24 protein-coding genes and 1 pseudogene are annotated in these 25,426 nt (G+C 72.2%); 16 read left to right on the plus strand and 9 right to left on the minus strand.

The window, feature by feature from the left end; translation table 11 throughout:
- Positions 1–78: 78 nt before the first annotated feature.
- The gene (locus FIP57_RS04650; protein ID WP_148572335.1) at positions 79–1,548 is read left to right on the plus strand and encodes a gamma-glutamyltransferase; all 1,470 of its coding nucleotides are present in this window, start codon (positions 79–81) and stop codon (positions 1,546–1,548) included.
- A 16-nt stretch (positions 1,549–1,564) separates the two neighbouring features.
- On the opposite strand, the gene FIP57_RS04655 is transcribed toward FIP57_RS04650, so the two are convergent.
- The 8 genes from FIP57_RS04655 to FIP57_RS04690 form a co-directional block, all read right to left on the minus strand.
- Positions 1,565–2,353 (minus strand): amino acid ABC transporter ATP-binding protein, encoded by a 789-nt coding sequence (locus FIP57_RS04655; RefSeq protein ID WP_148572336.1) that lies wholly within the window; start codon positions 2,351–2,353, stop codon positions 1,565–1,567.
- The gene (locus FIP57_RS04660) at positions 2,340–3,011 is read right to left on the minus strand and encodes an amino acid ABC transporter permease (protein WP_203231055.1); all 672 of its coding nucleotides are present in this window, start codon (positions 3,009–3,011) and stop codon (positions 2,340–2,342) included. The genes FIP57_RS04655 and FIP57_RS04660 overlap by 14 nt, the downstream gene beginning before the upstream one ends.
- Positions 3,012–3,049: 38 nt before the next feature.
- Positions 3,050–3,883 carry an amino acid ABC transporter substrate-binding protein gene (locus tag FIP57_RS04665; RefSeq protein ID WP_148572337.1) on the minus strand — a complete coding sequence of 278 codons (834 nt, stop codon included), beginning with the start codon at positions 3,881–3,883 and terminating at the stop codon, positions 3,050–3,052.
- A 619-nt stretch (positions 3,884–4,502) separates the two neighbouring features.
- Entirely contained in the window at positions 4,503–5,750 is a 1,248-nt protein-coding gene (locus FIP57_RS04675) for an NAD(P)/FAD-dependent oxidoreductase (RefSeq protein WP_148572338.1), read from the minus strand.
- Between the two features lie 25 nt (positions 5,751–5,775).
- On the minus strand, positions 5,776–6,108 hold the full coding sequence (locus FIP57_RS04680) for a TraR/DksA C4-type zinc finger protein (RefSeq protein WP_148572339.1): 333 nt from the start codon (positions 6,106–6,108) through the stop codon (positions 5,776–5,778).
- 128 nt (positions 6,109–6,236) lie between these two features.
- Positions 6,237–6,413 (minus strand): hypothetical protein, encoded by a 177-nt coding sequence (locus tag FIP57_RS23075; protein ID WP_162529682.1) that lies wholly within the window; start codon positions 6,411–6,413, stop codon positions 6,237–6,239.
- A 47-nt stretch (positions 6,414–6,460) separates the two neighbouring features.
- Positions 6,461–7,114, minus strand: a complete 654-nt coding sequence (locus tag FIP57_RS04685; RefSeq protein WP_148572340.1) for a response regulator — start codon at positions 7,112–7,114, stop codon at positions 6,461–6,463.
- Positions 7,111–8,085 carry a HAMP domain-containing sensor histidine kinase gene (locus tag FIP57_RS04690; protein WP_238993279.1) on the minus strand — a complete coding sequence of 325 codons (975 nt, stop codon included), beginning with the start codon at positions 8,083–8,085 and terminating at the stop codon, positions 7,111–7,113. The genes FIP57_RS04685 and FIP57_RS04690 overlap by 4 nt, the downstream gene beginning before the upstream one ends.
- 105 nt (positions 8,086–8,190) lie before the next feature.
- Between FIP57_RS04690 and FIP57_RS23080 the strand changes: the two genes are divergently transcribed.
- From FIP57_RS23080 to FIP57_RS04710, 5 genes are all read left to right on the plus strand, one after another.
- Positions 8,191–8,343 carry a hypothetical protein gene (locus FIP57_RS23080; protein ID WP_162529683.1) on the plus strand — a complete coding sequence of 51 codons (153 nt, stop codon included), beginning with the start codon at positions 8,191–8,193 and terminating at the stop codon, positions 8,341–8,343.
- Positions 8,340–9,977, plus strand: coding sequence for a potassium/proton antiporter (locus tag FIP57_RS04695; RefSeq protein ID WP_148572341.1), 1,638 nt, complete (start codon positions 8,340–8,342; stop codon positions 9,975–9,977). The genes FIP57_RS23080 and FIP57_RS04695 overlap by 4 nt, the downstream gene beginning before the upstream one ends.
- 59 nt (positions 9,978–10,036) lie before the next feature.
- Positions 10,037–10,492, plus strand: a complete 456-nt coding sequence (locus tag FIP57_RS04700; protein WP_203231056.1) for a Fur family transcriptional regulator — start codon at positions 10,037–10,039, stop codon at positions 10,490–10,492.
- Positions 10,493–10,535: 43 nt separating this feature from the next.
- Positions 10,536–12,821, plus strand: a complete 2,286-nt coding sequence (gene katG / locus FIP57_RS04705; RefSeq protein ID WP_148572342.1) for a catalase/peroxidase HPI — start codon at positions 10,536–10,538, stop codon at positions 12,819–12,821.
- 129 nt (positions 12,822–12,950) lie between these two features.
- Positions 12,951–13,658 (plus strand): DNA alkylation repair protein, encoded by a 708-nt coding sequence (locus tag FIP57_RS04710; protein WP_148572343.1) that lies wholly within the window; start codon positions 12,951–12,953, stop codon positions 13,656–13,658.
- A gap of 857 nt (positions 13,659–14,515) precedes the next feature.
- Here the strand turns inward: FIP57_RS04710 and FIP57_RS04715 are convergent.
- Positions 14,516–15,100: a hypothetical protein gene (locus tag FIP57_RS04715; RefSeq protein ID WP_148572344.1), complete on the minus strand. Its 585-nt coding sequence runs from the start codon at positions 15,098–15,100 to the stop codon at positions 14,516–14,518.
- 233 nt (positions 15,101–15,333) lie between these two features.
- Here FIP57_RS04715 and FIP57_RS23085 point away from each other — a divergent pair.
- The 10 genes and pseudogenes from FIP57_RS23085 to FIP57_RS04760 form a co-directional block, all read left to right on the plus strand.
- Positions 15,334–15,843, plus strand: a pseudogene (locus tag FIP57_RS23085) (universal stress protein); the annotation flags it as partial.
- Complete coding sequence (locus tag FIP57_RS23555) at positions 15,840–15,980, plus strand: universal stress protein (RefSeq protein ID WP_203231091.1); 141 nt, start codon at positions 15,840–15,842, stop codon at positions 15,978–15,980. The pseudogene FIP57_RS23085 and the gene FIP57_RS23555, both read left to right, overlap by 4 nt.
- A gap of 199 nt (positions 15,981–16,179) precedes the next feature.
- A complete protein-coding gene (locus tag FIP57_RS04725; RefSeq protein WP_148572346.1) occupies positions 16,180–17,328 on the plus strand; it encodes an ABC transporter ATP-binding protein in 1,149 nt (382 codons plus the stop codon).
- Positions 17,329–17,338: 10 nt separating this feature from the next.
- Positions 17,339–18,463 carry an ABC transporter substrate-binding protein gene (locus FIP57_RS04730; RefSeq protein ID WP_148572347.1) on the plus strand — a complete coding sequence of 375 codons (1,125 nt, stop codon included), beginning with the start codon at positions 17,339–17,341 and terminating at the stop codon, positions 18,461–18,463.
- A gap of 30 nt (positions 18,464–18,493) precedes the next feature.
- Positions 18,494–19,351 carry an ABC transporter permease gene (locus FIP57_RS04735; RefSeq protein ID WP_148572348.1) on the plus strand — a complete coding sequence of 286 codons (858 nt, stop codon included), beginning with the start codon at positions 18,494–18,496 and terminating at the stop codon, positions 19,349–19,351.
- Complete coding sequence (locus FIP57_RS04740; RefSeq protein ID WP_203231057.1) at positions 19,348–20,343, plus strand: ABC transporter permease; 996 nt, start codon at positions 19,348–19,350, stop codon at positions 20,341–20,343. Before FIP57_RS04735 ends, FIP57_RS04740 begins: the two co-directional genes overlap by 4 nt.
- Positions 20,340–22,616 (plus strand): propanediol/glycerol family dehydratase large subunit, encoded by a 2,277-nt coding sequence (locus FIP57_RS04745; protein ID WP_148572349.1) that lies wholly within the window; start codon positions 20,340–20,342, stop codon positions 22,614–22,616. Before FIP57_RS04740 ends, FIP57_RS04745 begins: the two co-directional genes overlap by 4 nt.
- Entirely contained in the window at positions 22,613–22,972 is a 360-nt protein-coding gene (locus tag FIP57_RS04750) for a diol dehydratase small subunit (RefSeq protein ID WP_148572350.1), read from the plus strand. Before FIP57_RS04745 ends, FIP57_RS04750 begins: the two co-directional genes overlap by 4 nt.
- Positions 22,969–24,672: a diol dehydratase reactivase ATPase-like domain-containing protein gene (locus FIP57_RS04755; protein ID WP_148572351.1), complete on the plus strand. Its 1,704-nt coding sequence runs from the start codon at positions 22,969–22,971 to the stop codon at positions 24,670–24,672. The genes FIP57_RS04750 and FIP57_RS04755 overlap by 4 nt, the downstream gene beginning before the upstream one ends.
- Entirely contained in the window at positions 24,669–25,424 is a 756-nt protein-coding gene (locus tag FIP57_RS04760) for an SDR family NAD(P)-dependent oxidoreductase (protein ID WP_148572352.1), read from the plus strand. Before FIP57_RS04755 ends, FIP57_RS04760 begins: the two co-directional genes overlap by 4 nt.
- The last annotated feature ends 2 nt before the right edge of the window (positions 25,425–25,426 follow it).

The following is a 25,426-nucleotide window of genomic DNA, read 5'->3' on the forward strand; positions in this document are numbered from 1 at the left end:
ACAACACAGCAAGCACCAGGTCCGACGGCGGCCGGGGAGTCCCCGGCCGCCGTCGGCCGTCCGGATACGGTGCTCGCCATGACCGACGTCGCGCTGGCCGCACCGAGCGAGGCGGCCGCCGACGCCGGGGAGCAGGTCGCCCGTGCGGGCGGCAACGCGGTCGACGCCGCGCTCGCGGCCGTCCTGGTCACGATGGTCAACGAGGTCGGGCTGGTCTCGCTCAGCTCCGGCGGCTTCGTCACCGTGCAGCCCGCTGGTGGCCGGCCCTACACGGTCGACGGCTGGATGGAGATGCCCGGCCGCGGCCGGCGGCTCGGTGGCGGCACGTGGGACATCCACACCGAGTACGGCGGCGGGGTCGACGTCACCATCGGCCCCGGCTCGGTCGCCTGCCACGGGTCCCTGCTGGCCCTGGAGGAGGCGCACCGGCGTGACGGGCGGGTGCCGTGGCACGAGGTCGTCGCGCCGGCCGTCGAGGTGGCGTGCGGCGGGTTCCGGCTCGGCTCGGCGTCGCGGTACTACCTCGAGTACGTCCACGACTCGATCTTCGGTTGGGACGACCTGAGCCGCGCCGCCGTCCACGACGAGCAGGGCGAGGTCACGACCGCGCCCCTCGTCGTCCCCGATCTGGTGGAGTCGCTGGAGCTCATCGCCGCCGAGGGCGCTGAGGTCATGCACACCGGAGAGCTGGGGCGGCTGATCGGGGAGGACGTCCTCGAGCGCGGCGGGATCCTCGGGCCGGACGACCTCGCGACGTACCGCCCGGTGGTCCGCCCCTCGCTGGCGACGCGGATCGGGGAGTGGACCCTCGCCACCACGCCGCCGCCGTCGGTCGGCGGCGTGTGCGTGGCCGCGATGCTGCGGCTGCTGGACGACCGTCCTCGCGACGGGTGGTCGCCCGACGACGTGGAGCACCTCGTGCGCGTCCAGCGCGCGGTGCTGGGCAACCGCCTGGAGGTGCTCGACGTCGCGGAGGACGTCGAGGCCGCGGCGCGCGCGTTCCTCGACCGTGTCGACCCCTCCACGCTCGGCGCGCTGGAGGCCGGCTCGACGGCGCACGTCTCGGCCGCCGACTCCGACGGCCGCGCGTGCGCGGTCACGGTGTCGTCCGGCTACTTCTCCGGGATGATCGCCAAGGGCACCGGGATCTGGCTCAACAACAGCCTCGGTGAGCAGGAGCTCAACGCGCGAGGGCTGCACACGCTCGCGCCCGGGACGCGGCTGCACTCCAACATGGCGCCGACCGTCGGGCGCCGCGGTGACGGCTCCGTCCTCGCGATCGGGTCACCCGGCGCGTCGCGCATCGCCACCGCGGTGGTGCAGGCGCTCGCGGGGTTCGTCAGCGGCGGACTCGGGCTCCAGGAGGCGATCCACCATCCGCGCGTCCACGTCGAGCACGCGCGACGTCCGCAGGAGGTCGTGCGGCGGGAGACCGAGCTGTCGATGTACTACGGCGGGGTCGGCGCGGCGCTGTCGCTGGCCGACGGCCACCTGGTCGCGGCGGCCGACCCGCGCCGGGACGGAGCAGTCCGCACCATCAAGGACTGACGGACGCGCGGACCGCTCAGAACCTCTGCTGGAGCCTGCGGACGAAGAGCCGGGTGCGGTCGTGCTGCGGCTCGCCGAGCACCTTGGCGGCAGGCCCGTGCTCCACGACGACACCGCCGTCCATGAAGACCACCTCGTCGGCGACCTCGCGGGCGAAGCCGAGCTCGTGGGTGACGAGCACCATCGTCCACCCCTCGTCGGAGAGCTCGCGGATGACGCCGAGCACCTCGCCGACAAGTTCGGGATCGAGCGCGGAGGTGGGCTCGTCGAAGAGCAGGACCTGCGGCCGCATCGCCAGCGCCCGGACGATCCCGACCCGCTGCTGCTGGCCACCGGAGAGCTGGAACGGGTAGGAGTCCCGCTTGTCGCTGAGCCCGACCCGGGCGAGGAGCCGTTCGGCCTCCTCGAGGGCCTCGTCGCGCGGCCGCCGCCGGACCTGCACGGGTCCTTCGACGACGTTCTCCAGCACGGTCATGTGCGGGAAGAGGTTGTAGTGCTGGAAGACCATCGCACTCCGGTCCCGCAGCGAGGCCAGGAGCCGCTTCGGAACGGGGCGGCTGAAGTCGACGGTCAGGTCGCTGCCGACCTGGATGACGCCCGCGTCGGGCACCTCCAGCACGTTCAGCGAGCGCAGCACCGTCGTCTTGCCCGAACCGGACGGGCCGACCAGGGCGACCACCTGCCCTCGCCGGACCGTGAGGTCGATCGAGCGGAGGACCTCGTGGTCGCCGAAGGCCTTCCGCAACCCGGTGACGGTCAGCAGGGGAGCACCGACGGCGGTGTGGTCCGAGTCAGTGCGCGACATAGCGGTCCAGCCTTCCCTCGAGCGCCGATTGTCCGACCGACAAGAACAGGCACAGCACCCAGTAGACGACCGCGGCCTCGACGTACAGCACCAGGAACTCCTGGCTGAACGCGGCGATCTCCTGCGCACGCCGGAAGAGCTCGGTCACCAGGATCAGCGAGGCCAGGGAAGTGTCCTTCACCAGGCTGATGAAGGTGTTCGACAGCGGTGGCACCGAGACCCGCGCGGCCTGGGGAAGGATGATCCGCCGCAGCGCGAGCCGGTTCGACATCCCGATCATGTGCGCCGCCTCCCACTGGCCCTTGGGCACCGAGAGGATCGCGGCGCGGATGATCTCCGCGGCGTAGCCGCCGACGTTGAGCGAGAACGCGATGATCGCGCTCGGCCAGGGGTCGAGCCGCACGCCGATGCTCGGGAGCCCGAAGAAGATCACGAACAGCTGCACCAGCAGCGGGGTGCCACGGATCACCGAGACGTAGGCGCGGCCGAGCCCGGAGAGCACCTTCACCCGGCTCAGCCGCGCGAGCGCGACCGCCATCGCCAGGACCAGTCCGGCGGCGAACGACGCGAGGGTCAGCGGGACGGTGCCGATCAGGGCGTACTTGACGATCGGCCACAGCGAGGTGCGGACCAGCTCCCAGTCGATGCCGCTCTCCATCGCGCTCCCGTCGTCGTGTGCTCAGCCGCCGGCGCGGATCAGCGCGAGACGTCCTCGCCGAAGTACTTCTCGGAGATCTTCGCGAGCGTGCCGTCCTCCTGGAGCTTCGCGAGCGCCTCGTCGACGGCGTCGACGAGCTCGTCGCTGCCCTTGCGGAACGCGACCGCGCTGCGCGACTCCTCGTCGGTCTCGACCGCGATCTCGAGCCCGGTGTCGCCCTCGGTGTTCTCGTAGTCGAGGTAGGTCAGCTTGTCGTTGATCGTCGCGTCGACGCGCTCCTGCTGGAGCAGGGTGACGGCCTGCGCCCAGCCCTCGACGTTCTGGATCTGTGCGCCGGCCTCCTCGGCGAGCTCGTACCAGTTGCTCGTGAGCGACTGCGCGGTCGTCTTGCCGGCGAGGTCCTCGAAGGAGCTGATGCTCGTGTCGCCCTCACGCACCACGACGACGCCGGGGCTCACGGTGTACGGCGTGGAGAACTGGTAGTCCTTCTCGCGCTCGGGGGTAATCGAGACCTGGTTGGCGATCGCGTCGAAGCGACCCGCGTCGAGCCCAGCGAAGATCGCGTCCCACTGGGTCTCCTCGAACTCCACCTCGACACCGAGCTCCTCGCCGACCGCGCGCATGACCTCGACGTCGTAGCCGGTGAGGTCACCGCTGCCGCCCTCGTGGAAGCTGAACGGCCGGTAGGTGCCCTCGGTGGCGACCGTGATCACACCCTCGTCCTTGATCTCCTGGAGCGAGGCGCCGCCGGCCTGCTCGTCGGACGAGCCGCCCTCGGAGTCCGAGCCGCAGCCGGCCAGGGCGAGGGTGGCGGCGGCGAGCGTCGCGACGGCGACGCGGCGGAAGGTGCGGGCGGAGGTGGTACGGCGCATGGGGAAGGTCCTGGTTCGGGAACGGGTCACACGGGATCAGCACCACCCGGGCGCAGGGTGTTCCGGGCCGCCCGTGCCAGGTGCGTCACACGGGTCACCTACCCGCCCGACCGCAGGGACAACCCGCGCCTACCCCCGCGCCGCTAGCGTGCGAGAACGCGTTCTAGTCGAGGGGGGCCGGATGGGCACCTACGTCGTGACGGGGGCTGCCCTCGGGATCGCCGCGGCCACCTCGGCGCTGCTCCGGGAGCGCGCGTCAACGGCGTCGTGCGTGCGCCGGGCTCGCCGGACTGACCGGCAGCGACAGCCGGCTGCTGGTCTCGGTGAACTACTTCGGCGCGGTCGACCTCGTCGAGGGGCTCCGCCCGGCGCTGGCGGCGGCGGCCGCTGCGGGCGAGCCGGCAGCGGTGATCCTGCTGTCGTCGAACTCCACGACCTGCCAACGACGAGGCGAGCCTGATGGTGGGCTCGGTGGTCCTCGTCGACAGCGGGACCGACGCCCTCCTGCACGGCCGGTGGCCGAAGGGCGTGTACGTGCCCGGGCCGGTCATGGCGCTCGCGTCGAAGACGATGCCGTTGGTGGCGCGCCTCCAGAGGCGCCGGAAGCGCGCCGGTGGGGTCAGCGCAGCGGGTCGAACGGCAGCAGCTCGGGAGGCGTCGTCCCGGTGACGATCCGCTCGGCCAGGAGCCGACCGGTGATCGGACCGAGCGCCACGCCCCACATGCCGTGGCCGCCGGCGGCGAAGACCCGGGGCGAGGCCGTGGCCCCCACGAGCGGCAGCCCGTCGGCGGTGCACGGACGGGAGCCCACCCACTCGTCGTGGCGCCGGTCGAGGTCCACCCCGCTGAGCAGCGGGCGTACGGCGCCGACGATCGCGTCGATCCGCCGCGGGTCGAGCGGCGCGTCGGGCGAGCGGAACTCCATCATCCCCGCGACCCGCAGCCGCGGCCCGTCCGCCGTCTCCAGGGGCGTGCAGGCGACGCGCTGCTTCGGGAAGTACACCGGTCCCTGGGGCAGCTGCTCGCACTCGACCGCGAAGCTGTAGCCCCGTCCGGCCTGCACCACCCGGCGGACCCCGTGGCGCCGGGCGAGCCGGCCGATCCAGGCGCCGGTGGCCAGCACCACGGCGTCGAACGTCCGCGGCCCGACCTCCTCGGACTCGACGAGGACCCCCTCGCCCATGTCCCGGACGTCGCGGACCGCCCTACCTTCGAGGAGCTCGCCGCCGCGGTCGTGCACCGCCCGGCCGAGGGCCGCGAGGTAGGCCGGTGGGTTGAGGTAGCGCTGGTCGTGGAGGCTGACTGCCGCACCGACCTCGGGCGAGAGCGCCGACTCGGCGGCGCGGGCCTCCTCGCCCGACAGCAGGGAGTACTTCACCTCCTGGCCGGCCGCCTGCAACCCGTGCAGCTCGTCGAGGAGCGTCTGCCGCTCCTCGACGGTGCGGAAGCACGCGAGGAACGGGTCGGCCGGCTCGGTGCGCGCCTGCACACCACCGTCCGCTAGCTCGTCGAACGCCGCCAGGGCGCGGCGGTTGATCGGCGCGTAGCCCCGCATGCCGAGCGCCCACCGCCGGTGGGTGCTGTGGCGGAGGAAGCCGGTCACGAACCGCAGGAGCTGCGGCTGGGGGCGGGGCGGCACGTAGACCGGCGAGTCGGGGCTCAGCACGGCCTTGATGCCGTAGCCCAGCACCGCCGGCTCCGGCAGGGGCGCGGTGAGCGCCGGCGTGAGCCAGCCGGCGTTGCCCCACGACGATCCGGCCGCGACGTGGCGGCGCTCGTAGACGGTGGCGTGCACCCCGTGCTGCTGCAGGAACCAGGCGGTGGACAGCCCCACCATCCCGCCGCCGACGATCGCGACCCTCTTCATGGCTGTGTTCCCTTTCTTGGTTCGGTCAGCTGCGCTCGCGACGGGCGCAGTCGGTGCAGCTGGTCGCCCACGGGCGCAGCTCGAGCCGCTCGGCGGTCACCTCGCCGCCGCAGCCGGTGCAGACGCCGTGCAACCCGGCCATCAGCCGCCGGCGAGAGGTGCGGATCTCCTCGAGGATCCTCAGGATCGAGTCGCGGTAGGCGACTCCCACGGCGTCGAGCGCGGTGTCGTCCAGGGCGCGCAGCTGCTGCACCCGAGCGGCCTCCAGGCGCGTGAGCTCCTCGTAGACGTCCAGCGGGACGGGTGCCCCGGAGGCCGGGGGTGTTGTGGTGGTGTCCGTGGTGGCGTGCGTGGTCATGGCAGTCCTTCGGTAGCCGACCGCGCTCGTGACGTGCGCCTCCCCGGACGCGGTCCGGGCGGCACGCGCGAGGCGGTGCAGAGGAGAGCCGACGCACCGGGTGCGGGTGGCGCCGGCAGGGGCTCGGTTCAGCCCGCTGCCGGCGGGGCGCGGTCGACGCTGCGGCACAGCACGTCGAGACCGCGGATGCCGCGGGCCTCCTCGCTCAGCTCCAGGGCGAGCAGGGCGGCGCCGGTCGGCACGTGGGAGGGCACGAGGGTGCGCTCGGGCGTCGCCCGCCGCTCCGCGACCATGGACCTCTCCATGCCGGTGACCATAGGCACCGCCCGGCCGAAAAGCGAACCGGCGTCGGTCATGGCTCGACGAGCCCTGCCCGGATGGCGTAGCGGGTGAGCTCCGTGCGGTCGCGCATGCCTAGCTTCGCCAGCACGTTGGCGCGATGACGCTCGACGGTCTTGAGCGAGATGTGCAGCGCCGCGGCGATCTCCTTGGACGACGACCCTTCCGCGATCAGCTTCACCACCTCGTCCTCGCGCGGCGTCAGCACCGCCTGCGGCAGCCGCTCGCCCCGCTTGATCCGGAGGAGCATGTCGCGGACCAGCGAGCTCATCACGCCGGCGTACAGGAACGGCTCGCCACGCACGGCCGCGTGGCAAGCGTCGACGAGGTCCTGGTCGGCAGCGGACTTCAGCACGTAGCCGGAGGCGCCGGCCTTCAGCGCCTCGAAGAAGTACTGCTCGTTGTCGTACATCGACAGCATCAGCATCCGCAGGTGCGGCTTGCGCCGGGCGATCTCGCGCGCCGCCTGGAGCCCCGTCATCCGCGGCATGGCGATGTCGAGGACGGCGAGGTCCACCTCGGCCGTCCGGGCCAGCTCGACGGCCTCGGCGCCGTCGGAGGCCTCGGCGACGACCTCGAGCCCGGGATCGGCGTCGAGGATCAGCCGTACGCCGCGGCGCACGAGCGCGTGGTCGTCGGCGAGCAGGATGCGGGTCGGCGCGCTCACGACTCCTCCACCGGTACGACGAGCACGACCTCGGTCCCCCCGCCCTCCTGCCTCCCGACGCGCAGGGAACCCCCGACCAGCAGGGCCCGCTCGCGCATCCCCTGGATCCCGGAGCCCTCCACGTGGCCGCCGGGCCTCGGCCCCCGGCCGTCGTCGGCCACCCGCAGCACCAGGGAGCCGCCGCGGCGGGTCAGCCCGAGATGCACCGACGTCGCGCGTGCGTGGCGGGCGACGTTGGTGAGCGCCTCCTGCGCCACGCGGTAGACGACGAGCTCGGTCTCGGGGCCGAGCGTCGGCAGCCCCGGGCCGAACCCCTTCGCCACCGGGATCCCCGCGGTCTCGGTGAGCTCGGTGGCCAGGCTCGCCAGGGAGTTCAGCAGTCCGAGGTCCTCCAGCAGCCCCGGCCGGAGCCGCTGGGAGATCCGGCGTACCTCCTCGAGCGCGGAGCGCGTCGTCTCCTGGAGCGTCTCGACGGTTGCGACCACCTCCGGGTCCGTGGCCCGGTCCCTGGCCTGCTTGAGCCCGAGCAGGACCACCGTCAGGCTCTGGCCGACCTCGTCGTGGAGTTCCTGGGCGATGCGCTGCCGTTCGGCCTCCTGCGCCGAGAGCGCGTGGGCGCGGGTGGCCGACCGCTCCCGCTCGAGCCGGTCGAGCATCTCGTTGAACCCCTCGACGAGTGCGGCTGCCGGCCCACGCCCCTGGTCGTCGAGCCGGAGACCGGGGGAGCGCAGGTCGATCTCGCGCATCGTCGCGGTCAGCCGGTCCAGGGGGCGGAGCAGCGACCGCAGCAGCACCGCGTTGACCCCCACGATGACCAGCAGCCCCACCGCGAGGACGGCTGCCTCGGTGGTCCGCACGCGTTGGGAGACGGTCGCGGGGGAGAAGGCGAGCACCAGGGTGCCGACCACGAAGACGAGGCCGTTGGTGAGCACGACGCGCCAGAAGAGCGGCATCGCGCGGGTCCAGGTCACCGGTCCAGCCTAGGGATCCGCGACCCCGGACCGCTGGCAGGCGGGCGCCCAAGATGGGTGGAGAACCCCATGTGTCGTCGCGGCGCGTGCCGTGAGGATCGGAGCATGAACCCGGTCATCGCATCGGCTCTGCTCGCCCTGGGTGCGTGCCTGGCGCTGGAGTCGCTGGCCGACGCGATCGGCGTGACGGTCCTCGACGTCGACCTCCAGGGCGTCGAGGTCCGCTCGGGTCCGGAGCTGCTGCGGTTGCTCCGATGACCCCGGCGGACCTCAACGTGGTCCTGCTCGTCGGGACCGGCGTCCTGCTCATCGGCGTCGGCGCGGTGCGCGTCTCCACGGGGCTCGGGCTGCCCAGCCTCTTGCTCTACCTGGCGATCGGGTTGGCCATCGGCGAGGCAGGGCTCGGTGTCGACTTCACCGACGCCGACCTGACCGCGACGCTCGGCAGCCTCGCGCTCGGCGTGATCCTCGCCGAGGGCGGCCTCACCACGGACTGGAAGGTGGTCCGTCCGGTGAGCCGGCTCGCCCTGGTGCTCGCGAGCCTGGGGGTCCTGGTCAGCGTCGCGGTGACCACGTCGCTGGCCTACCTGCTCCTCGACGTCGACCTGCGCACCGCCGTGCTGCTCGGCGCCGTCGTCTCCTCGACCGATGCCGCCGCGGTGTTCGCGGTGCTGCGCCAGATGCGGATCCTCCCGCGCACCCGCGCGGTGCTCGAGGCCGAGTCGGGGTTCAACGACCCGCCCGTGATCATCCTCGTGACGCTCGTGGTCTCCGACCAGTGGGACTCGCTCAACGCCGGCACCGTGGCCCTCGGGTTCCTTCAACAGCTGGTCATCGGCGCGGTGATCGGCGTCCTGGTGGCGAAGGTGGGCCGTTGGGTGCTCACCCGCACGGCGCTTCCGTCCACCGGCCTCTACCCGCTCTCGACGATGGCGTTCGCCCTGCTGGCCTACGGCATCGCGGGCGTGGCCGGTGGCAGCCCCTTCCTCGCGGTGTACGTCGCGGCGCTGGTGCTCGGCAACGCCGACCTCCCGCACCGCACCGCCACCCGGGGGTTCGCGGAGGGGCTCGCCTGGATGGCGCAGATCGGGCTGTTCGTGCTGCTGGGGCTGCTGGCCGCCCCCGAGCGGCTGGTCGACGCCCTCGTCCCGGCCCTCGTCGTCGGAGTCGCCCTCACCTTCGTGGCCCGCCCGCTGTCGGTCGTCATCTGCTCGGCCCCCTTCCGCGTCCCGTGGCGGGAGCAGGCCTTCATGTCGTGGGCGGGGCTGCGGGGCGCGGTCCCCATCGTGCTCGCGACGATGCCGATGAGCGCAGGGCTCGACGGCGCGCAGCGGGTCTTCGACGTGGTGTTCCTGCTGGTCGTGGTGTTCACGCTCGTGCAGGGCCCGACGCTGCCCTGGTTCGCCGACCGCACCGGCGTGGGAGCCCCGTCGCACACGAAGGAGCTGGCGATCGAGTTCGCCCCCTTCGAGGAGCTCAAGGCGACGATGCTCTCCCTCGACGTACCTCCGGGGTCACGGCTCGCCGGGGTGCACGTGAGCGAGCTGCGGCTCCCCGGCGACGCGGTGCTGTCGCTCGTCATGCGCGACAAGGTGCTCTTCGTGCCCGGTCCCGGCACGCAGCTGCGGACCGGGGACCACCTGTTGATCGCCGCGGGTGACACGCACCGGGCGGCCGCGGAGGAGCGGCTCCGCGAGATCAGCCGCGGCGGCCGGCTCGCCCGGTGGCACGCGGAGGACACGGCCCGTCCGTCTGGCCCCGGCGCCGGGACCGCGTCGGAGCGCCGCGGCCGCACCCGCCCGCCGGGGGAGGAGCACCGGACGGGCCGGCCGGGCGAGGACGCGCCGCACGGCTCCCGGGCCACCGACCCACGCCGAGACGCACTGGTCTGACGGGTCCGGACGGGCGAGTCAATCTTGACTCGTTCCAGAGAAAGCGGCATGCTGCCCCCATGACCACGCTGCCGGACGACCGCTCCGCCCTCCGTGGAGCGAACCTGCGCGTGACCCGTCCCCGACTGGCCGTTCTGGCTGCGCTCCGCGAGCACCCGCACGCCGACACCGACCAGGTCATCCAACACGTCCGTGCCGAGCTCGGCACGGTCTCGCACCAGGCGGTCTACGACGTGCTGCGCGCGCTCACCGAGGCGGGGCTGCTCCGCCGTATCCAGACGGCGGGTGCACCGGCCCGCTACGAGTCGCGGGTCGGCGACAACCACCACCACGTGATCTGCCGCTCCTGCGGCGCGATCGCCGACGTCGACTGCGCCGTCGGCCACGCCCCCTGTCTCACCGCCTCCGACGACCACGGCTTCACGGTCGACGAGGCGGAGGTCGTCTACTGGGGCACCTGCGCCGATTGCGCGGCCGCCCGCACGGACGGCACGACCGTGAGCACGAGCACCTGACCACCAGCACCATCCAGCCAACGCAACGTTCGGAAGGAAGCAGATGACCGAGGAGCAGGACAACAGCACGCCCGTCAGCCCCCAGGGGGTGGACCGCAAGGCGGAGGCTGGTTGCCCGGTGATGCACGACTCCGCTGCCGCGACCGGCAGCGAGAGCGAGAACCCGGCGATCGACTCGCCGACCCCGAAGACCGGTGGCCGCCCGCACAGCTTGAAGGACTGGTGGCCCAACATGCTCGACCTCTCGGTGCTGCACGCGCACTCACCGAAGGGCAACCCGCTGGGCGAGGACTTCGACTACGCCAAGGAGTTCGAGAAGCTCGACGTCGAGGAGCTCAAGCGCGACATCGTCGAGGTGCTCCACGACTCGCAGGACTGGTGGCCGGCGGACTTCGGCCACTACGGCGGACTGATGATCCGGATGAGCTGGCACGCCGCGGGCACCTACCGCATCTTCGACGGCCGTGGCGGCGCCGGTGACGGCTCCCAGCGGTTCGCGCCGCTCAACAGCTGGCCCGACAACGCCAACCTCGACAAGGCGCGCCGCCTGCTCTGGCCGGTGAAGAAGAAGTACGGCCAGAAGATCTCGTGGGCCGACCTGCTGGTGCTCGCCGGCAACGTGGCCCTCGAGGACATGGGCTTCGAGACCTTCGGCTTCGCCTTCGGCCGCGAGGACATCTGGGAGCCCGAGGAGATCTACTGGGGCCCCGAGGACAGCTGGCTCGGCGACGAGCGCTACACCGGCGACCGCGAGCTCGACGAGGTGCTCGGCGCCGTCCAGATGGGGCTCATCTACGTCAACCCAGAGGGCCCCAACGGCAACCCCGACCCGCTGGCGTCGGCGCGCGACATCCGCACCACCTTCGCCCGCATGGCGATGAACGACGAGGAGACCGTCGCGCTCATCGCCGGTGGCCACACCTTCGGCAAGACCCACGGCGCCGGTGACGCCGACCTCGTGGGCCCCGAGCCGGAGGGCGCACCGCTGGAGGAGCAGGGGCTCGGCTGGAAGAGCGCCTACGGCACCGGCAAGGGCAAGGACGCCATCACCTCGGGGCTCGAGGTCACCTGGACCTACCACCCGACCCGGTGGGACAACGAGTTCTTCCACATCCTGTTCGCCTACGAGTGGGAGCTGATGAAGTCCCCGGCCGGGGCGCACCAGTGGCGGCCGAAGAACGGCGCGGGCGCCGACATGGTCCCCGAGGCCCACGACCCCTCGAAGCGCCGTGAGCCGCGGATGCTCACCTCCGACCTCGCGCTCCGGTTCGACCCGGAGTACGAGAAGATCTCGCGGCGGTTCCTGGAGAACCCCGAGGAGTTCCGGCTCGCGTTCGCGAAGGCCTGGTACAAGCTGCTCCACCGCGACATGGGCCCCGTCACCCGCTACCTGGGCCCCTGGGTGCCCGAGGCGCAGCTGTGGCAGGACCCGGTGCCGCCGGTCGAGGGCCAGCTGGTCAGCGACGCCGACGTCGCCTCGCTGAAGGCGAAGGTGCTCGACTCCGGCCTGACGATCTCCGAGCTCGTCTCCACCGCGTGGGCGTCGGCCTCGAGCTTCCGCTCGACCGACAAGCGCGGCGGCGCGAACGGCGCCCGGATCCGGCTCGAGCCGCAGCGGAACTGGGCGGTCAACCAGCCGGAGCAGCTCGGCAAGGTGCTGGGCAAGCTGGAGCAGATCCAGCAGGAGTTCAACGCCGCCGGCGGCGCGACGATCTCGCTGGCCGACCTGATCGTGCTCGCCGGTTCGGCAGCGGTCGAGAAGGCCGCCAAGGACGCCGGCGTCGAGGTCACGGTGCCGTTCCACCCCGGCCGCACCGACGCCAGCCAGGAGCAGACCGACGTCGACTCGTTCCGGGTCCTCGAGCCGCGGGCCGACGGGTTCCGCAACTACCTGCGGTCGGGCGAGAAGCTCCAGCCGGAGGTCCTGCTGGTCGACCGCGCCTACATGCTCGACCTGACCGCTCCGGAGATGACGGTCCTCCTCGGCGGGCTCCGTGCGCTCGGCAACAACGTCGGTGGCGCCAAGCACGGTGTCCTCACCGACCGGCCGGGCGTCCTCACCAACGACTTCTTCGCCAACCTGCTGGCCCCGGGCACGCAGTGGAAGGCCTCGGAGTCGGAGGAGAACGTCTACGAGATCCGCGACCTCGCCACCGGCGAGCTGAAGTGGACCGCCACCGCGGTCGACCTGATCTTCGGCTCCAACTCGCAGCTGCGCGGCCTCGCCGAGGTCTACGCCAGCGACGACGCGAAGGAGAAGTTCGTCAACGACTTCGTCGCGGCCTGGACGAAGGTCATGGAGCTCGACCGGTTCGACCTGCACCGCTGACCGGACACGGTCTTCCGCACCACGTGACGAGCCCGGCCGTCCCTCAAGGGGCGGCCGGGCTCGCCGCGTCTCCACGGTGGTCGAGCCCGTGTCGGTGGTTGAGCCCGTCGAAACCACTACCGTGCCTCAGTGACCCCGGACGCCCGCGCACTGGTCGATGCGGTGCGCCGTGAGCTCGCAGCGGCGGCGGACCCGGTCAAGGCCCCGCAGATGCAGCGGTACATGAAGTCGGCGATGCCGTTCCGCGGCGTCAACGCCCCCGAGCTGCGGGCGATCTGCCGCCGCGTCTTCGCCGCACACCCGCTGCCGGACGAGGCGACGTGGCGCTCGGCCGTGCTCGCCCTGCACGACGACGCCGCCTACCGCGAGGAGCGGTACGCCGCGACCGAGCTCACCGGCCACCGGCTCTACCGCGCGCACCAGCACCCCGGTGTGCTCGACCTCTACCGCCACCAGGTGGTGACCGGCGCCTGGTGGGACCTGGTGGACCCGATCGCGTCGAACCGGGTGGGGCCGGTCCTGCGTGCCTTCCCGGCCGACGTCGTGCCGGTGCTCCGTGCGTGGGCCCGCGACGACGACCTGTGGCTCCGGCGCACGGCGGTGATCAGCCAGCTCGGCAGCAAGGGCGCGACCGACACCGAGGTGCTCCGCGACGTCCTCGAGCAGAACCTGCTCGGCTCGCGGCACGGCGACGACTTCTTCATCCGGAAGGCGGTCGGCTGGGCGCTCCGCCAGCACGCGCGGACCGACCCCGAATGGGTGCTGCACTTCGTGGCGGAGCACTCGGACCGGCTCTCGAACCTGTCGCGACGTGAGGCGCTGAAGCACCTGCCGTGACGTCAGCGCGGGTCTCGGCATCGACGAGGGGGCGCGCGAGCAACGGGCGGTACCACGCCAGCAGCAGGGCGACGAGGAGGGCGGAAAGCCCGCCGAACCCGAGGCGAGCCCGACCGAGGCGTCCGGGTCGTCCTCGACGAGCATGACGAGCGCCATGCAGAGCACCGAGGTCGAGAGGACCGCGTAGGCGGTCAGGAACGGGAGCATGAGCCGGCGCGACCAGGCCGCGCCGCGGAGCAGCCCGAGCGCGGTGGCGAGGGCCGCCGGCACGACGATGCCGAGGTCCATGAGCTTGACGAGCCAGAACGGGGTCGGGGCCGAGGCGTACTCCGTCATCGACGTCGGGTCCGCCCACGCGGTCAGCATGGTCGGCAGGTGCAGTCCGAGGACGAGGAAGGCCGCGACCAGGACCAGCACCCAGGCTGTGGCACGCTGCACGCGGCGGGCCGGGGCCGGGAGCCGATCGGCTGCCAGCCGCCACCCCAGGACCAGGAGGAGCTCACCGGCCAGGAACATCGCGAGCAGCAACGGGAAGAACCGTTCGACGTTGCCGGGGAGCCGGAGGTACTCCTGGCCGACGATGACCTGCGCGTAGGTGTAGACCACGTAGCCACCGAGCCCCGTGGCGAGCGGTGGTCCGGCCGCGTGGCGGCGCGCCAGCAGGAAGGCGGCGAGGACGGCCAGCGGCGCACCTACCGCGAGGGCGGCCAGGTCGCTGCCCGTCGCCTGGTTGAGCGTCGTGGGGGAGGTGCGGTACTCCAGCACCCCCACCCCGACCGGCCCCAGCAGAGGTGCGACGACGAGGCCGACGGCGAGCAGGGCGGTCACCACGACCAGGAGCCGTCGCCCGACAGCGCTCATGGTCGCCGTCCTTCAGAGCCGGCGTGGCTGCGCTCGGCACGCTTCTTGATGCCGAGAAGCATCCTGCGCTCCATGATCGCGTGCGGGGGCTCGACGACGTAAACGCCCCAGTCCTTGATGACCGGCGCCCGCGGTGCGGTGACCTCGAGCAGCGGAGCGGCGTGCCCCTCGGACATGACGACCGGGTCGTCCGTCGTCCGCTGCTGCCACTCATCGTGGATGCGGTCGGCACTGTGGAGGTCGCAGCCGGCGAGGTTCTCGAGCCAGTCGTAGGTGTAGAAGCCGCCTCGGTCCCGGCCGATCTGCACCAGCCACCGCCAGACCTCCTCGGCGGGAGCACGCACGGTGACGGCGCGGGTGGTGGTGAACAGGGGCGCCTTGTCGGCCTCCGGGTCGCCGGCCAGCACCCGGCTCCGCTCCTCGGTGGTGGAGCCCCACCGGCGCAGCCACGGGCGCACCAGACCGTGGTCGACGACGGGTGCGACGACGCCGGCCGCGGTCAGGACCTGGGCCGCGCGCCGTGCCCCCGGCGGCGCCTTCCTCTCCGAACGATCGGCGCCGGGGTCGACGAGTGCGGCCATCGCTCCTCCCTCCATCCCCTCCAGCCTCTGCACCGGTCGTCACCGGTCCCAGGGCCGAATGACACCTGGCAGGTGGCAGGTGGCATCCGGCCCTGTCTGCGCTGCTCGGTCGCGGTCACCGTGGGAGGAGGAGGTGAGGTCGATGTTCACGATCCGCAACCTCGGTGGCGTGTCCCTGCTGCTGGCCGGCACGACGTGGCTCTGGCTGACGCCCGCATTCGCGGGCCGCGAGCGAGGCGCGACGACGGAACCTGCCCGTGGCCCTCGTGCACGCGGTGGGCACGGCGCTGCCGCCGTGTCCGCCGAGCGTCCTGCTCACCTACCCGACGGTGGGGGAGGTCGCGCGCAGGATCGTCTCCGAGGCGGCCGACGACTACTCCGCGCTCAACGGCGTCCGCCCGGACGCCATGCTCGTGCGGCCCGGGAAGGCCGGCGCGGTCCTGTCGGGGCTCAGCGCCGACGCCGAGGTCGTGGTCGTGGGCCACCGGGACCTCGGCGCCCTGCGTCGGGTCGTGACGGCTTCGACGGCCGTCTCCGTGGCGGCGCACGCACGCTGTCCCCTGGTCGTCGTGCCCCGGCGCCGGGCGCCCGACGAGACACCGGCCAGCACCTGGGTGACGGTGGGCGTCCACGAGCAGCAGGCACCTCCCCAGGTTCTCGAGGCCGCCAAGCCGTTCCTGGCGGCCAGCGAGGTCGCGCACGTCGACGTCAGGCGCTGCAAGACTGGCCGGCCGAGGTGTTGACGAAGCTGTCGCGCGAATCCGCCCTGATGGTCGTGGGGCGCCGCGGTCACGCGGGTCCGCTGCCGCACCTGCTCGGCTCCATGGCGCGCACCCTCGTCCGCACCACGGAGTGCCCGCTCATGGTCGTCCCGGTCTGAGCCGCCGACGACGACATCCCCGCTAGACCGGTCGCGCCCGCCACACGCGTGGCTTGCACCACAGTGTTGGAAAGCGCCTGGCGCCGGACCGACAACCTGGTGGACCCCGGACCCGCCTTCTGGACCGGCCGGGAACGGCGCACACAGACTTCCCGCACCGGACGGCCGGCACACCCGGCCGCTGACGCGAGGAGGATCGTTGGGCGCGGTCGCCGTCGAAGCGGAGCGGACGCAGCAGCAGCTCCGCGTGGAGCGGCTCTCCAAGCACTACGGTGACGTACGCGCGGTCTCCGACGTCAGCTTCGTGCTCGAGCCAGGGACGTTCTTCGCGCTCCTCGGGCCGTCGGGCTGCGGCAAGACCACGCTGCTGAAGATGCTCGCCGGCTTCGAGACGCCGACGGCGGGCGAGATATTCCTGGGGGATCGGTCCATCGCGGACGATCCACCGTTCCGGCGCCCGCTCAACACGGTGTTCCAGCACTACGCGCTCTTCCCGCACATGGACGTGGCCAAGAACGTCGGCTACGCACTACGCCAGCAGAAGGAGCGGCCGGCCCGGTCGGAGATCCAGCGGCAGGTCGAGCGTGCCCTGCGCATGGTGCAGCTCGACCACCTCGCCCGCCGCCGCCCGCAGGAGCTGAGCGGTGGCCAGCAGCAGCGGGTGGCGCTCGCGCGCGCCCTGGTGGCCGGTCCCCGGGTGCTGCTGCTGGACGAGCCGCTGTCGGCTCTCGACGCCAAGCTGCGCGTCGACATGCAGAGCGAGCTCAAGTCGTTGCAGGGGCAGCTCGGCATCTCGTTCGTGTTCGTCACCCACGACCAGAGCGAGGCGCTGTCGATGGCGGACCGCATCGCCGTCATGCGCGACGGCCGGATCGTCCAGGACACCACGCCTCACGACCTCTACGACCGTCCCGTGGACTCCTGGGTCGCCGGGTTCATCGGGTCGAGCAACTTCATCCCGGGCAGCGTCTCGGCGGTCGGGCACGGCCGCGCCGAGGCGACCACGGCGTTCCAACGGCTCCGCGGGGTGCCGACGGTCGAGGAGCTGACCTCGGGGCAGTCGGTCCAGGTCGCGCTGCGACCGGAGCGGATCCGGATCTCGATGGACCCGCAGACGCCGCCACAGGTCGACGGTCCGGTGAGCCCCGGCACGGTGCAGGCCTTCAGCTTCCACGGGGACCAGATCGACTACACCGTCGCGACCCGTGACTTCGGCACCCTCAAGGTCCGGGTGCCGCTCACGGGGGAGGCCGACCGCGTCCTGGTGCGGGAGGCGGTCTCGGTGCAGATCGGCTGGAACGAGGACGACGCGCGGATCGTGCCCACCTGGGACGCGGACAACGGCTGAGGAGAACGCCATGCCACCCATGAACAACATCTCTCGTCGTGACCTGCTGCGGCTGCTCGGCTACGGCTCGCTGGCGTCCGCCGGCGTGGCCGGGTTCGCGGCGTGCTCGCCACCGGAGTCCGAGGGCACCGACTCGGGCTCGGGCGGGGGTGGCGGTGACGGCGAGCTCGGCAGCGAGCTGACGTTGGCGACCTGGCCCAACTACGACGACCCGGAGCTGCTCGAGAAGTTCCGCGAGGAGACGGGCGTGCGCGTGAACGTCCAGGTCTACGGCTCGACCGAAGAGATGGAGACCCTGCTCCGCGCCGGAAACTCCGGCATCGACATCGCCGTGCCCAGCCAGTACGCCATCCCGGGATGGATCTCGTCGAAGCTCATCCAGCCGCTGGACTACGACAAGATCGACGTGGACCTGTCCGGCTGGAACAAGGCCGTCGTCGACCAGGAGTTCGACCCGGGCAACGAGTACACGATCCCGAAGCACTGGGGCACGACCGGGATGATCTACTCCGAAGAGCTCGGCGAGGAGCCGACCACGTGGCGTGAGTTCTTCGAGCTCGCCGGGTCGCTCGACCGGCGCGCGACGATCGTCGACCACCAGATCTCCTCGATCGGCTCGGCAGCCGTGGCGCTCGGGCTCGACTTCAACGTCCAGGATCCCCAAGGGCTCTCCGAGGTCGCCGACTACCTGATCGGGATGAAGTCGAAGCTGTTCGCCATCAGCAGCGACGTGCAACCGGGGCTGCGCAACGGCGACAGCTGGCTCTCCATCGCCTGGACCGGCGACGGCGTCCAGGTCGTGCGCGACAACCCCACGTTCAAGTACGTCATCGCCAGCGACGGCGGCGAGATCTGGAGCGACAACTGGTCGGTGGCCGCCGACGCGCCGCACCCCGAGGCGGCGTGGGCGTTCCTCAAGTTCATCCACGAGCCCGAGAACGCCGCGGCGAACATCAACTTCACGCTGTACGCGCACGGTGACCCCGAGGTCAACGAGCTGGTCGACAAGGAGGTCGTCGACAACCCCGTGGTCTACCCGGACGACGACACGATCGCGCCGCTGTCCTTTGCGACCGCCGAGACCTACAACAGCCCGGACCGCGCGAAGACCTGGTCGCGGATCAAGTCCTCCTGACCTCGACGCACCCCTCGCAGGTAGCCACCCATGCCGAAGCTGATCCCGCGGGCCTCGACGCTGTCGACGGCACCGGCCGTCGCGTGGTTCGTGGTCTTCATGGTCGCCCCCCTGACGGTCCTCTTCGTCGTCTCCGTGGGGGTGCGAGGGCCTGACGGCGGGTACGCCGGCGGGTTCACCTTCGACAACTACCTCGAGCTGGGCAACCGGCTCGCGCCGATCTGGAACACCCTGAAGTTCAGCCTCCTGGGTACGGCGGTCACGTTGCTGGTCGCCTATCCGCTGGCCTACTACATCGCGGTCAAGGCCGGCCGCCGCAAGCTGGTCCTGCTCGCCCTCGTCATCGTGCCGTTCTGGACGAGCATGCTCATCCGGACCTACGCGTGGACGTTCCTGCTCGGCAGCAACGGCCTCCCCGCCGTGCTCCGCGAGTGGGGGGTCGTGGACGACCTGCGGCTGCTCAACACCCCCTTCGCGATCGTGCTGGGGATCGTCTACAACTACCTGCCCCTGATGCTGCTGCCGATCTACGTGGCGCTCGAGCGGCTCGACCCCTCGCTGCGGGCGGCGTCGAAGGACCTCGGGGCCGGTCGGCTGGCGACCTTCCGCCAGGTCACGTTGCCGCTCTCGGCCCCCGGCGTGGTGGGCGGCTGCCTCCTCGTCCTGATCCCGGTCATGGGGGAGTACCTCATCCCGGTCCTGCTCGGCGGAGGCCGCTCGTACTTCCTCGGCAACGCGCTCGCCGATCTCTTCCTGCAGAGCCGCAACTGGCCGTTGGGAGCGGCGCTGGCAGGCGCCTTCATCCTGCTGATGACCGCGATCCTGCTCGTCGGCACGGCCGTCGCCCGACGGCTGAGCGGTGCTGCCACGACGGGGAGCCCGGCATGAGCGCGGCGAGCAAGGTGCCCACCGCGATGCGCCGCCGGAAGCGCAGGGACGCCGTCGACCGGTCGCTGGCGGTCTACGCGGGGCTGGTCTACCTCTTCCTCTTCGTGCCGATCGTGATCGTGGTCCTCTTCAGCTTCAACTCCGGGCGCCACGTGACGCAGTTCGAAGGGTTCTCGATGACCTGGTACGACCAGGCCTGGAACGATCCGATGGTCCTCGAGGCGCTCAGCAACAGCCTGCAGATCGCGACGGCCTCGGCGGTGATCGCGACGGTGTTCGGGACGGCGGCTGCCCTGGCGGTGCGGCGGTTGTCACCCACCACCCAACGCGTGGTCGCGATCCTGACCTACCTCGCGGTCGTGATCCCGGCGATCGTCCTGGGACTCTCGATCCTGCTGGCGTTCGTGATGTTCGCCGACTGGGCGAACCCCTGGTTGGCCTACCTGTGGCCCGGCGACGACGCACCCGAGCTGGGCCTCGGCAAGCTGAGCGTGATCGCGGGCGAGTCGATCTTCGGCATCGCGCTGGTGATGACGGTGCTCCAGGCCCGGCTGGCGCAGATGGACGACAGCCTCGAACGTGCCAGCGCCGACCTCTACGCCACCCCGTGGCGCACGCTGCGGCAGGTGACGCTTCCGCAGCTGGGGTCGGCGATCTTCGGCGGGTTCGTCCTGGCGTTCACGTTCGCCTTCGACGACTTCATCATCGCGTTCTTCACCCGCGGACAGTCCCAGACCCTGCCGATCCTGCTCTTCTCCTCGATCCGGCGCGGGGTCAACCCGTCCATCAACGCGATCGCAACCGTCCTCGTCGTGGTGACGGTGCTGGCGCTGCTCCTGGCGTTGTTCTTCCTCACCCGCCGCACGCCCGGGGGTGCCGCACTTCCCTTGCTCGACGACACGTCGTCCGCGAGCCGCGAGGATCCCGCCGCTCCGGCAGCAGGCCCGGCCCGGACGCCGCAGGAGCGCACCGCGGAGAAGGTGAGCACATGACCAGCACCGAGCCTCGGTCCACGGAGGCGCGGAGCGCACCGATCCGCTCGCGACGCTTCGCCTTCATGGACCGCGGGAACGTCAACCTCGACGGCTTCGCCGAGCCGGACGCCGCGCTCGGCCTGACGGCGTTCGCCTCCCCGTTCGACCCGGAGCCCGAGATCGAGGTCCGCGACGGGGTCGTGGTCCGGATGGACGGTCGCGCAGCGGAGGAGTTCGACACCATCGACGCCTTCGTCGCCACGCACGGGATCGACGTCACGGTGGCCGAGGAGGCCATGGCGATCCCCGACCAGGAGCTCGCCCGCATGCTGGTGGACACCCGGGTGCCGCGCGAGGAGATCGTGCGGATCTCGGCGGGGCTGACCCCCGCCAAGATGTCGCGGGTCATGGCAGGGCTGCAGCCGGTCGAGCTCCAGTTCGCGATCACCAAGATGCGGGTCCGGGCGACACCGGCCAACCAGGCGCACGTCACCAACCGCATGGACGATCCGTTGCTGGTCGCGGCGGACGCCGCCACGGCCGTGGCGTTCGGGTTCCGTGAGCTCGAGGCGACGGTGCCGGTGCTGGCCGACGCGCCCGCCGTGGCGATGGCGCTGCTGATCGGCTCGCAGGTCCCCTCCGCCGGCGCCCTGACCCAGTGCTCCGTCGAGGAGGCGATGGAGCTGGAGATGGGGATGCGGGGGCTGGTCTCCTACGCCGAGACCGTGAGCCTCTACGGGACCGAGTCCGTCTTCCTCGACGGTGACGACACGCCTTGGTCGAAGGCGTTCTTGGTCTCGGCGTACGCCTCCCGCGGCATCAAGATGCGGGTCTCCAGCGGGGCCGGGGCCGAGGCGCTGATGGGCGAGGCGGAACGCCGGTCGATGTCGTACCTCGAGGCGCGTTGTGTGTCCCTGGCACGGGCCCTCGGCGCCCAGGGGGTGCAGAACGGTGGCATCGACGGCGCCAGCGTCGCCGCCTCGGTGCCGATGGGGGTGCGGGAGCTCCTCAGCGAGAACCTCATGGTGATGATGCGCAACCTCGAGTCGTGCTCGGGCAACGACACGCTCATGTCCGAGTCGCACGTCCGCCGCACCAGCCGCACGCTGCCGCTCTTCCTGGCCGGCTCGGACTTCATCTTCTCCGGCTTCGGCTCCATCCCGCGCTACGACAACATGTTCGGGCCCTCCAACTTCAACGCCGAGGACCTCGACGACTACCTGGTGATGCAGCGCGACTGGGGCGTCGACGGCGGCGCCCGCAGCGCCTCCGAGGAGGAAGTGCTGCGCCTGCGACGCCGTGCGGCCGAGGCCACGCGCGCGGTCTTCCGCCATCTCGGGCTCGCGGACTTCTCCGACGAGCACCTGGAGTCGGTGGTGACCGCCGAGGGCTCGAAGGACCTCGCGGAACCTCAGCCGCTCGGCGTGCTCCACGCGGCGCGGATGATCCACGAGCTCGGGCTCACGGCGCTCGACGTGGTCGCTGCGCTCGACGAGAGCGGGTTCACCGACGAGGCCGAGCGGGTGCTCGGGATGATGCGCGCCCGCGTCGAGGGCGACTACCTGCAGACGGCGGCGATCTTCGACGAGGAGATGCAGGTGCTGTCGGCCCTCACCGATCCCAACCACTACGCGGGGCCCGGCACCGGGTACCGCGCGCCGGCGGACCGGCAGGCGGAGATCGACTCGATCCGGCAGGCGAGGTCGGTGGCGGAGCTGGTCACCGAGCAGCGGGACCACGAGGTGCCGGGCGCGTTCGAGGAGCAGGGCACCGCCGCTCCTGGCACCCGGCCGGACGAGGTCGTCATCGGGGTCTCGCCGGCGCTCGGACGCACGCTGCACCGCACGCTCTCGGGGCTGACCGTCCACGAGGTGCTCGAGGAGCTCGCCGCAGGTCTCGAGGAGGAGGGGTGCAGCGCGCGCGTGGTCCGGGTGAACTCCAGCCTCGACCTCGGCTGGATCGGCCTCACCGCGGCGAGGCTGGCCGGCTCCGGGATCGGCCTCGGGCTCCAGGCCAAGGGCACGGCACTGATCCACCGGCGTGACCTGGCACCGCTGGCCAACCTCGAGCTGTTCTCGGTCGCCCCGCTGGTGACCCGGGAGATGTACCGCACGCTCGGGATCAACGCCGGCCGGCACGCCAAGGGCGCCACTCCGGAGCCGGTGCGCAACGCCTACAGCGACGAGGCGATCACCGCCCGCTACCACACCCGGGTCATCGCCATGATCACCAAGGAGCGCGAGCTGTGCGTGCCAGGGAAGCCCCCCACCGAGCTCCGGTGGCACCGGTGAAGCCCCACGCCCTGTCGGGCCGCCCCGTGGAGCAGCTCGACCTCGACCGGCTCCGCGACGGGGAGCTGGGCACCGAGGACATCCGGATCTCCGCCGAGACCCTGACGCACCAGGCCGAGCAGGCGGAGCGGGCGGGCAACCCGCAGCTCGCCGAGAGCCTGCGGCGCGGTGCCGAGATGACGGCACTCGGCGACGACGAGCTGATGCGGATGTACGACGCACTTCGTCCCCGGCGGAGCACGGTCGAGGAGCTGACCGTGCTCGCCGCCGACCTGGCCGACCGGGGGATGCCCCGCTGCGCGGCACTGGTGCGGGAGGCTGCCGAGATCTACGCCCGGCGCGGCCTGACGCCATGAGCAGCGGCTCCGGGGTGGTGGCGGGCATCGACATCGGGAACTCGACCACCGAGGTCGTCCTGCTCCGCCCCGGTCGCGGCGGCGGGGAGGTCGTCGCCCACAGCCGGTCGCTGACCCGCGGCGACAAGGGGAGCCCCGAGTCGGTGGAGGCGGCGGCCCGGCTCGTCCAGCGGCTCGCGCGGAACCACGACCTGAGGATCCGCCTCGCGGCGGTGGCGCCGCTCCGCGCCGTCCACACCGGCTGCCGCACCGTCCACGACCCGGCGCCCGACACCGCGCCGCTGCACGTGCTGACCGCCCGCGCCCCGACTGCTGCCGGTGACGCGGCCGCCGCCGGACGGCCGGTCCCGTTGGACCGGCTCGCCGACGAGCGCGCCGGCGGCGACGCGGTCGTCGTGCTCGCCGGCGAGGACCAGGGGTACCGCGAGGTGGCCGAGCGGGTGACCGCCTCGTTGCAGGCCGGTGTGCGGGTGGTGGGTGTGCTCACCGCGCGGGACGAGGCGGTGCTGGTGGCCAACCGACTCCGGGTCGCGGTCCCGGTGATCGACCAGGTGCCGGTCGCCCGGGCGCGTTCGGCCCTGCTGGTGGCGGTGGAGGCACGGCCGCTCGGCAGCCCGTTGACGCGGACGACCGACCCGTTCTGGCTGGCAGCGACGTTCTCGCTCGACGCGGCCTCCCCGGCGGTCCGCACGGTGGCGCGCAGCCTGGAGGACTCGTCGTACTCCGTCGTCGCGCTGCTCCCGGACGGCGACGTGGGCCCGGCTGCCACGACCGCGACGGAGGCGGAGCAGGAGCACGTGCACTGGGGCGACGGGACCGCCACGCCGCTGCGCCACGCACTTCCCAGGCTGCAGGCCGAACCTCCTGGTGCGGTGCGCGCACTCGGAACGGTTGCAGCCGACGACGTGTACGCCCTGCACCTGGACGAGGCCGCCACCGCAGCGAGCAGCAGGCGGGGGACCGTGCGGACGGACCGGGTGGTGACCGCCGTGCTCCGCCGGGACGGTGCTGCCACGGACCCCGCCACCTTGCTGGAGGAGCTCCTCGACACCGAGGTCCGGGTGGCGGGCTCGGAGGCGGGCGCCGGACGTGCCGGCGCCCTGTCGACCCCGGGAGCACCTGCGGACGCGGTCGTCGTGGACCTCGGCGGCGGCACCGTCGACGTCTCCGACGGCACGGAGCGCTGCGTCGTGGCCGGTGCGGGGGAGATGCTCACCCGGCTCACCACCGAGGCCCTCGGGGTGCCCAGCGGGACCGCCGAGCACGCCAAGCGCGGACCGGCGCTGCACGTGGTCGCGCCGCAGGTGGTGCTCGACGAGAAGGGCACCCGCACGTTCCTCGACAGCCCCGCCCCGGCGAGCGCCGCCGGCACGCTCTGCGTGCACGGCCCGGCCGGCCTGGTGCCCTTCGCCCGCACGCTCGGCCTCGGTGAGTGGCGGGCCTGGCGGCTGGCCGCCAAGCGGCTCTGCCTCGGGCGCAACGTCCGGCGGGCGCTCGCGGGGCTGACCACCGTGCCCGCGGGCCGCGACGTCGCCTTGGTGCTCGTCGGCGGTGCTGCGGGCGACGACGAGGTGGTCGCCGCCGTCACCGAGGTCCTGCCCGCCGCGGCCACCGTCGGCAGGGGCAACGTCGCCGGCTCCCTGGGGCACCGGTGTGCAGTAGCGTTCGGCCTCGCAGCAGGAGGGGATCGGTCCGCATGAGTCTTACCGCGCAGCTGCCCGAACGCATCCTCGTGACGGGGTGCGCAACCGGCATCGGCCACGCCGGGGCGCGCATGCTCGCCGAGGCCGGATGCCGCCTCGTCCTCCTGGACTACCAGGAGACCAGGTTGCTGCAGCTGGCGCGCGAGCTCGACGCCGTGGCGCTTCCCGTGGACGTGTCGGACCACCAGGCGTTCGCGGACGCCGTACGACGGGGGATCGAGGCCCTCGGCGGCATCGACGCGGCCTGGTCCAACGCGGGGGTGCAGCAGGGCGGCGACGTCGAGGAGGCCTCCGTGGAGGACTTCGACTACAGCTACGTCGTCAACGTGCGCGCCCACTTCATCCTCGCCAAGCAGGTCATCCCGCACCTGCGTGCGAACGGTGGCGGTCAGCTGCTCATCACGGCGTCGAACTCCGGCCTTCAGCCCGAGACGGCGCTGGTGCCCTACTCGGTGTCCAAGGGGGCCACGATCGCGCTCGCGCGGCAGCTCGCCCACGACCACGCCGGCGACGGGATCCGGGTCAACGCGCTGTGCCCCGGCTACGTCGACACCCCTTTCAACGCGGCGATCTGGCACCCCTTCGGCGGTCGCGAGGGGTTCCTCGAGCACGTCGCCGAGTACGTCCCCCTCGGCCGCATGGCCGACGCCGCCGAGGCGGCCAAGGTCGGCTGCTGGCTGCTGTCCGACGCGGCGACCTACATGACCGGGGCCAACGTCGTGGTCGACGGCGGCGAGCTCATCGGCTGAGC

Source organism: Nocardioides caldifontis (genome assembly GCF_008087345.1).
In the GTDB taxonomy this organism is placed as follows: domain Bacteria; phylum Actinomycetota; class Actinomycetes; order Propionibacteriales; family Nocardioidaceae; genus Marmoricola_A; species Marmoricola_A caldifontis.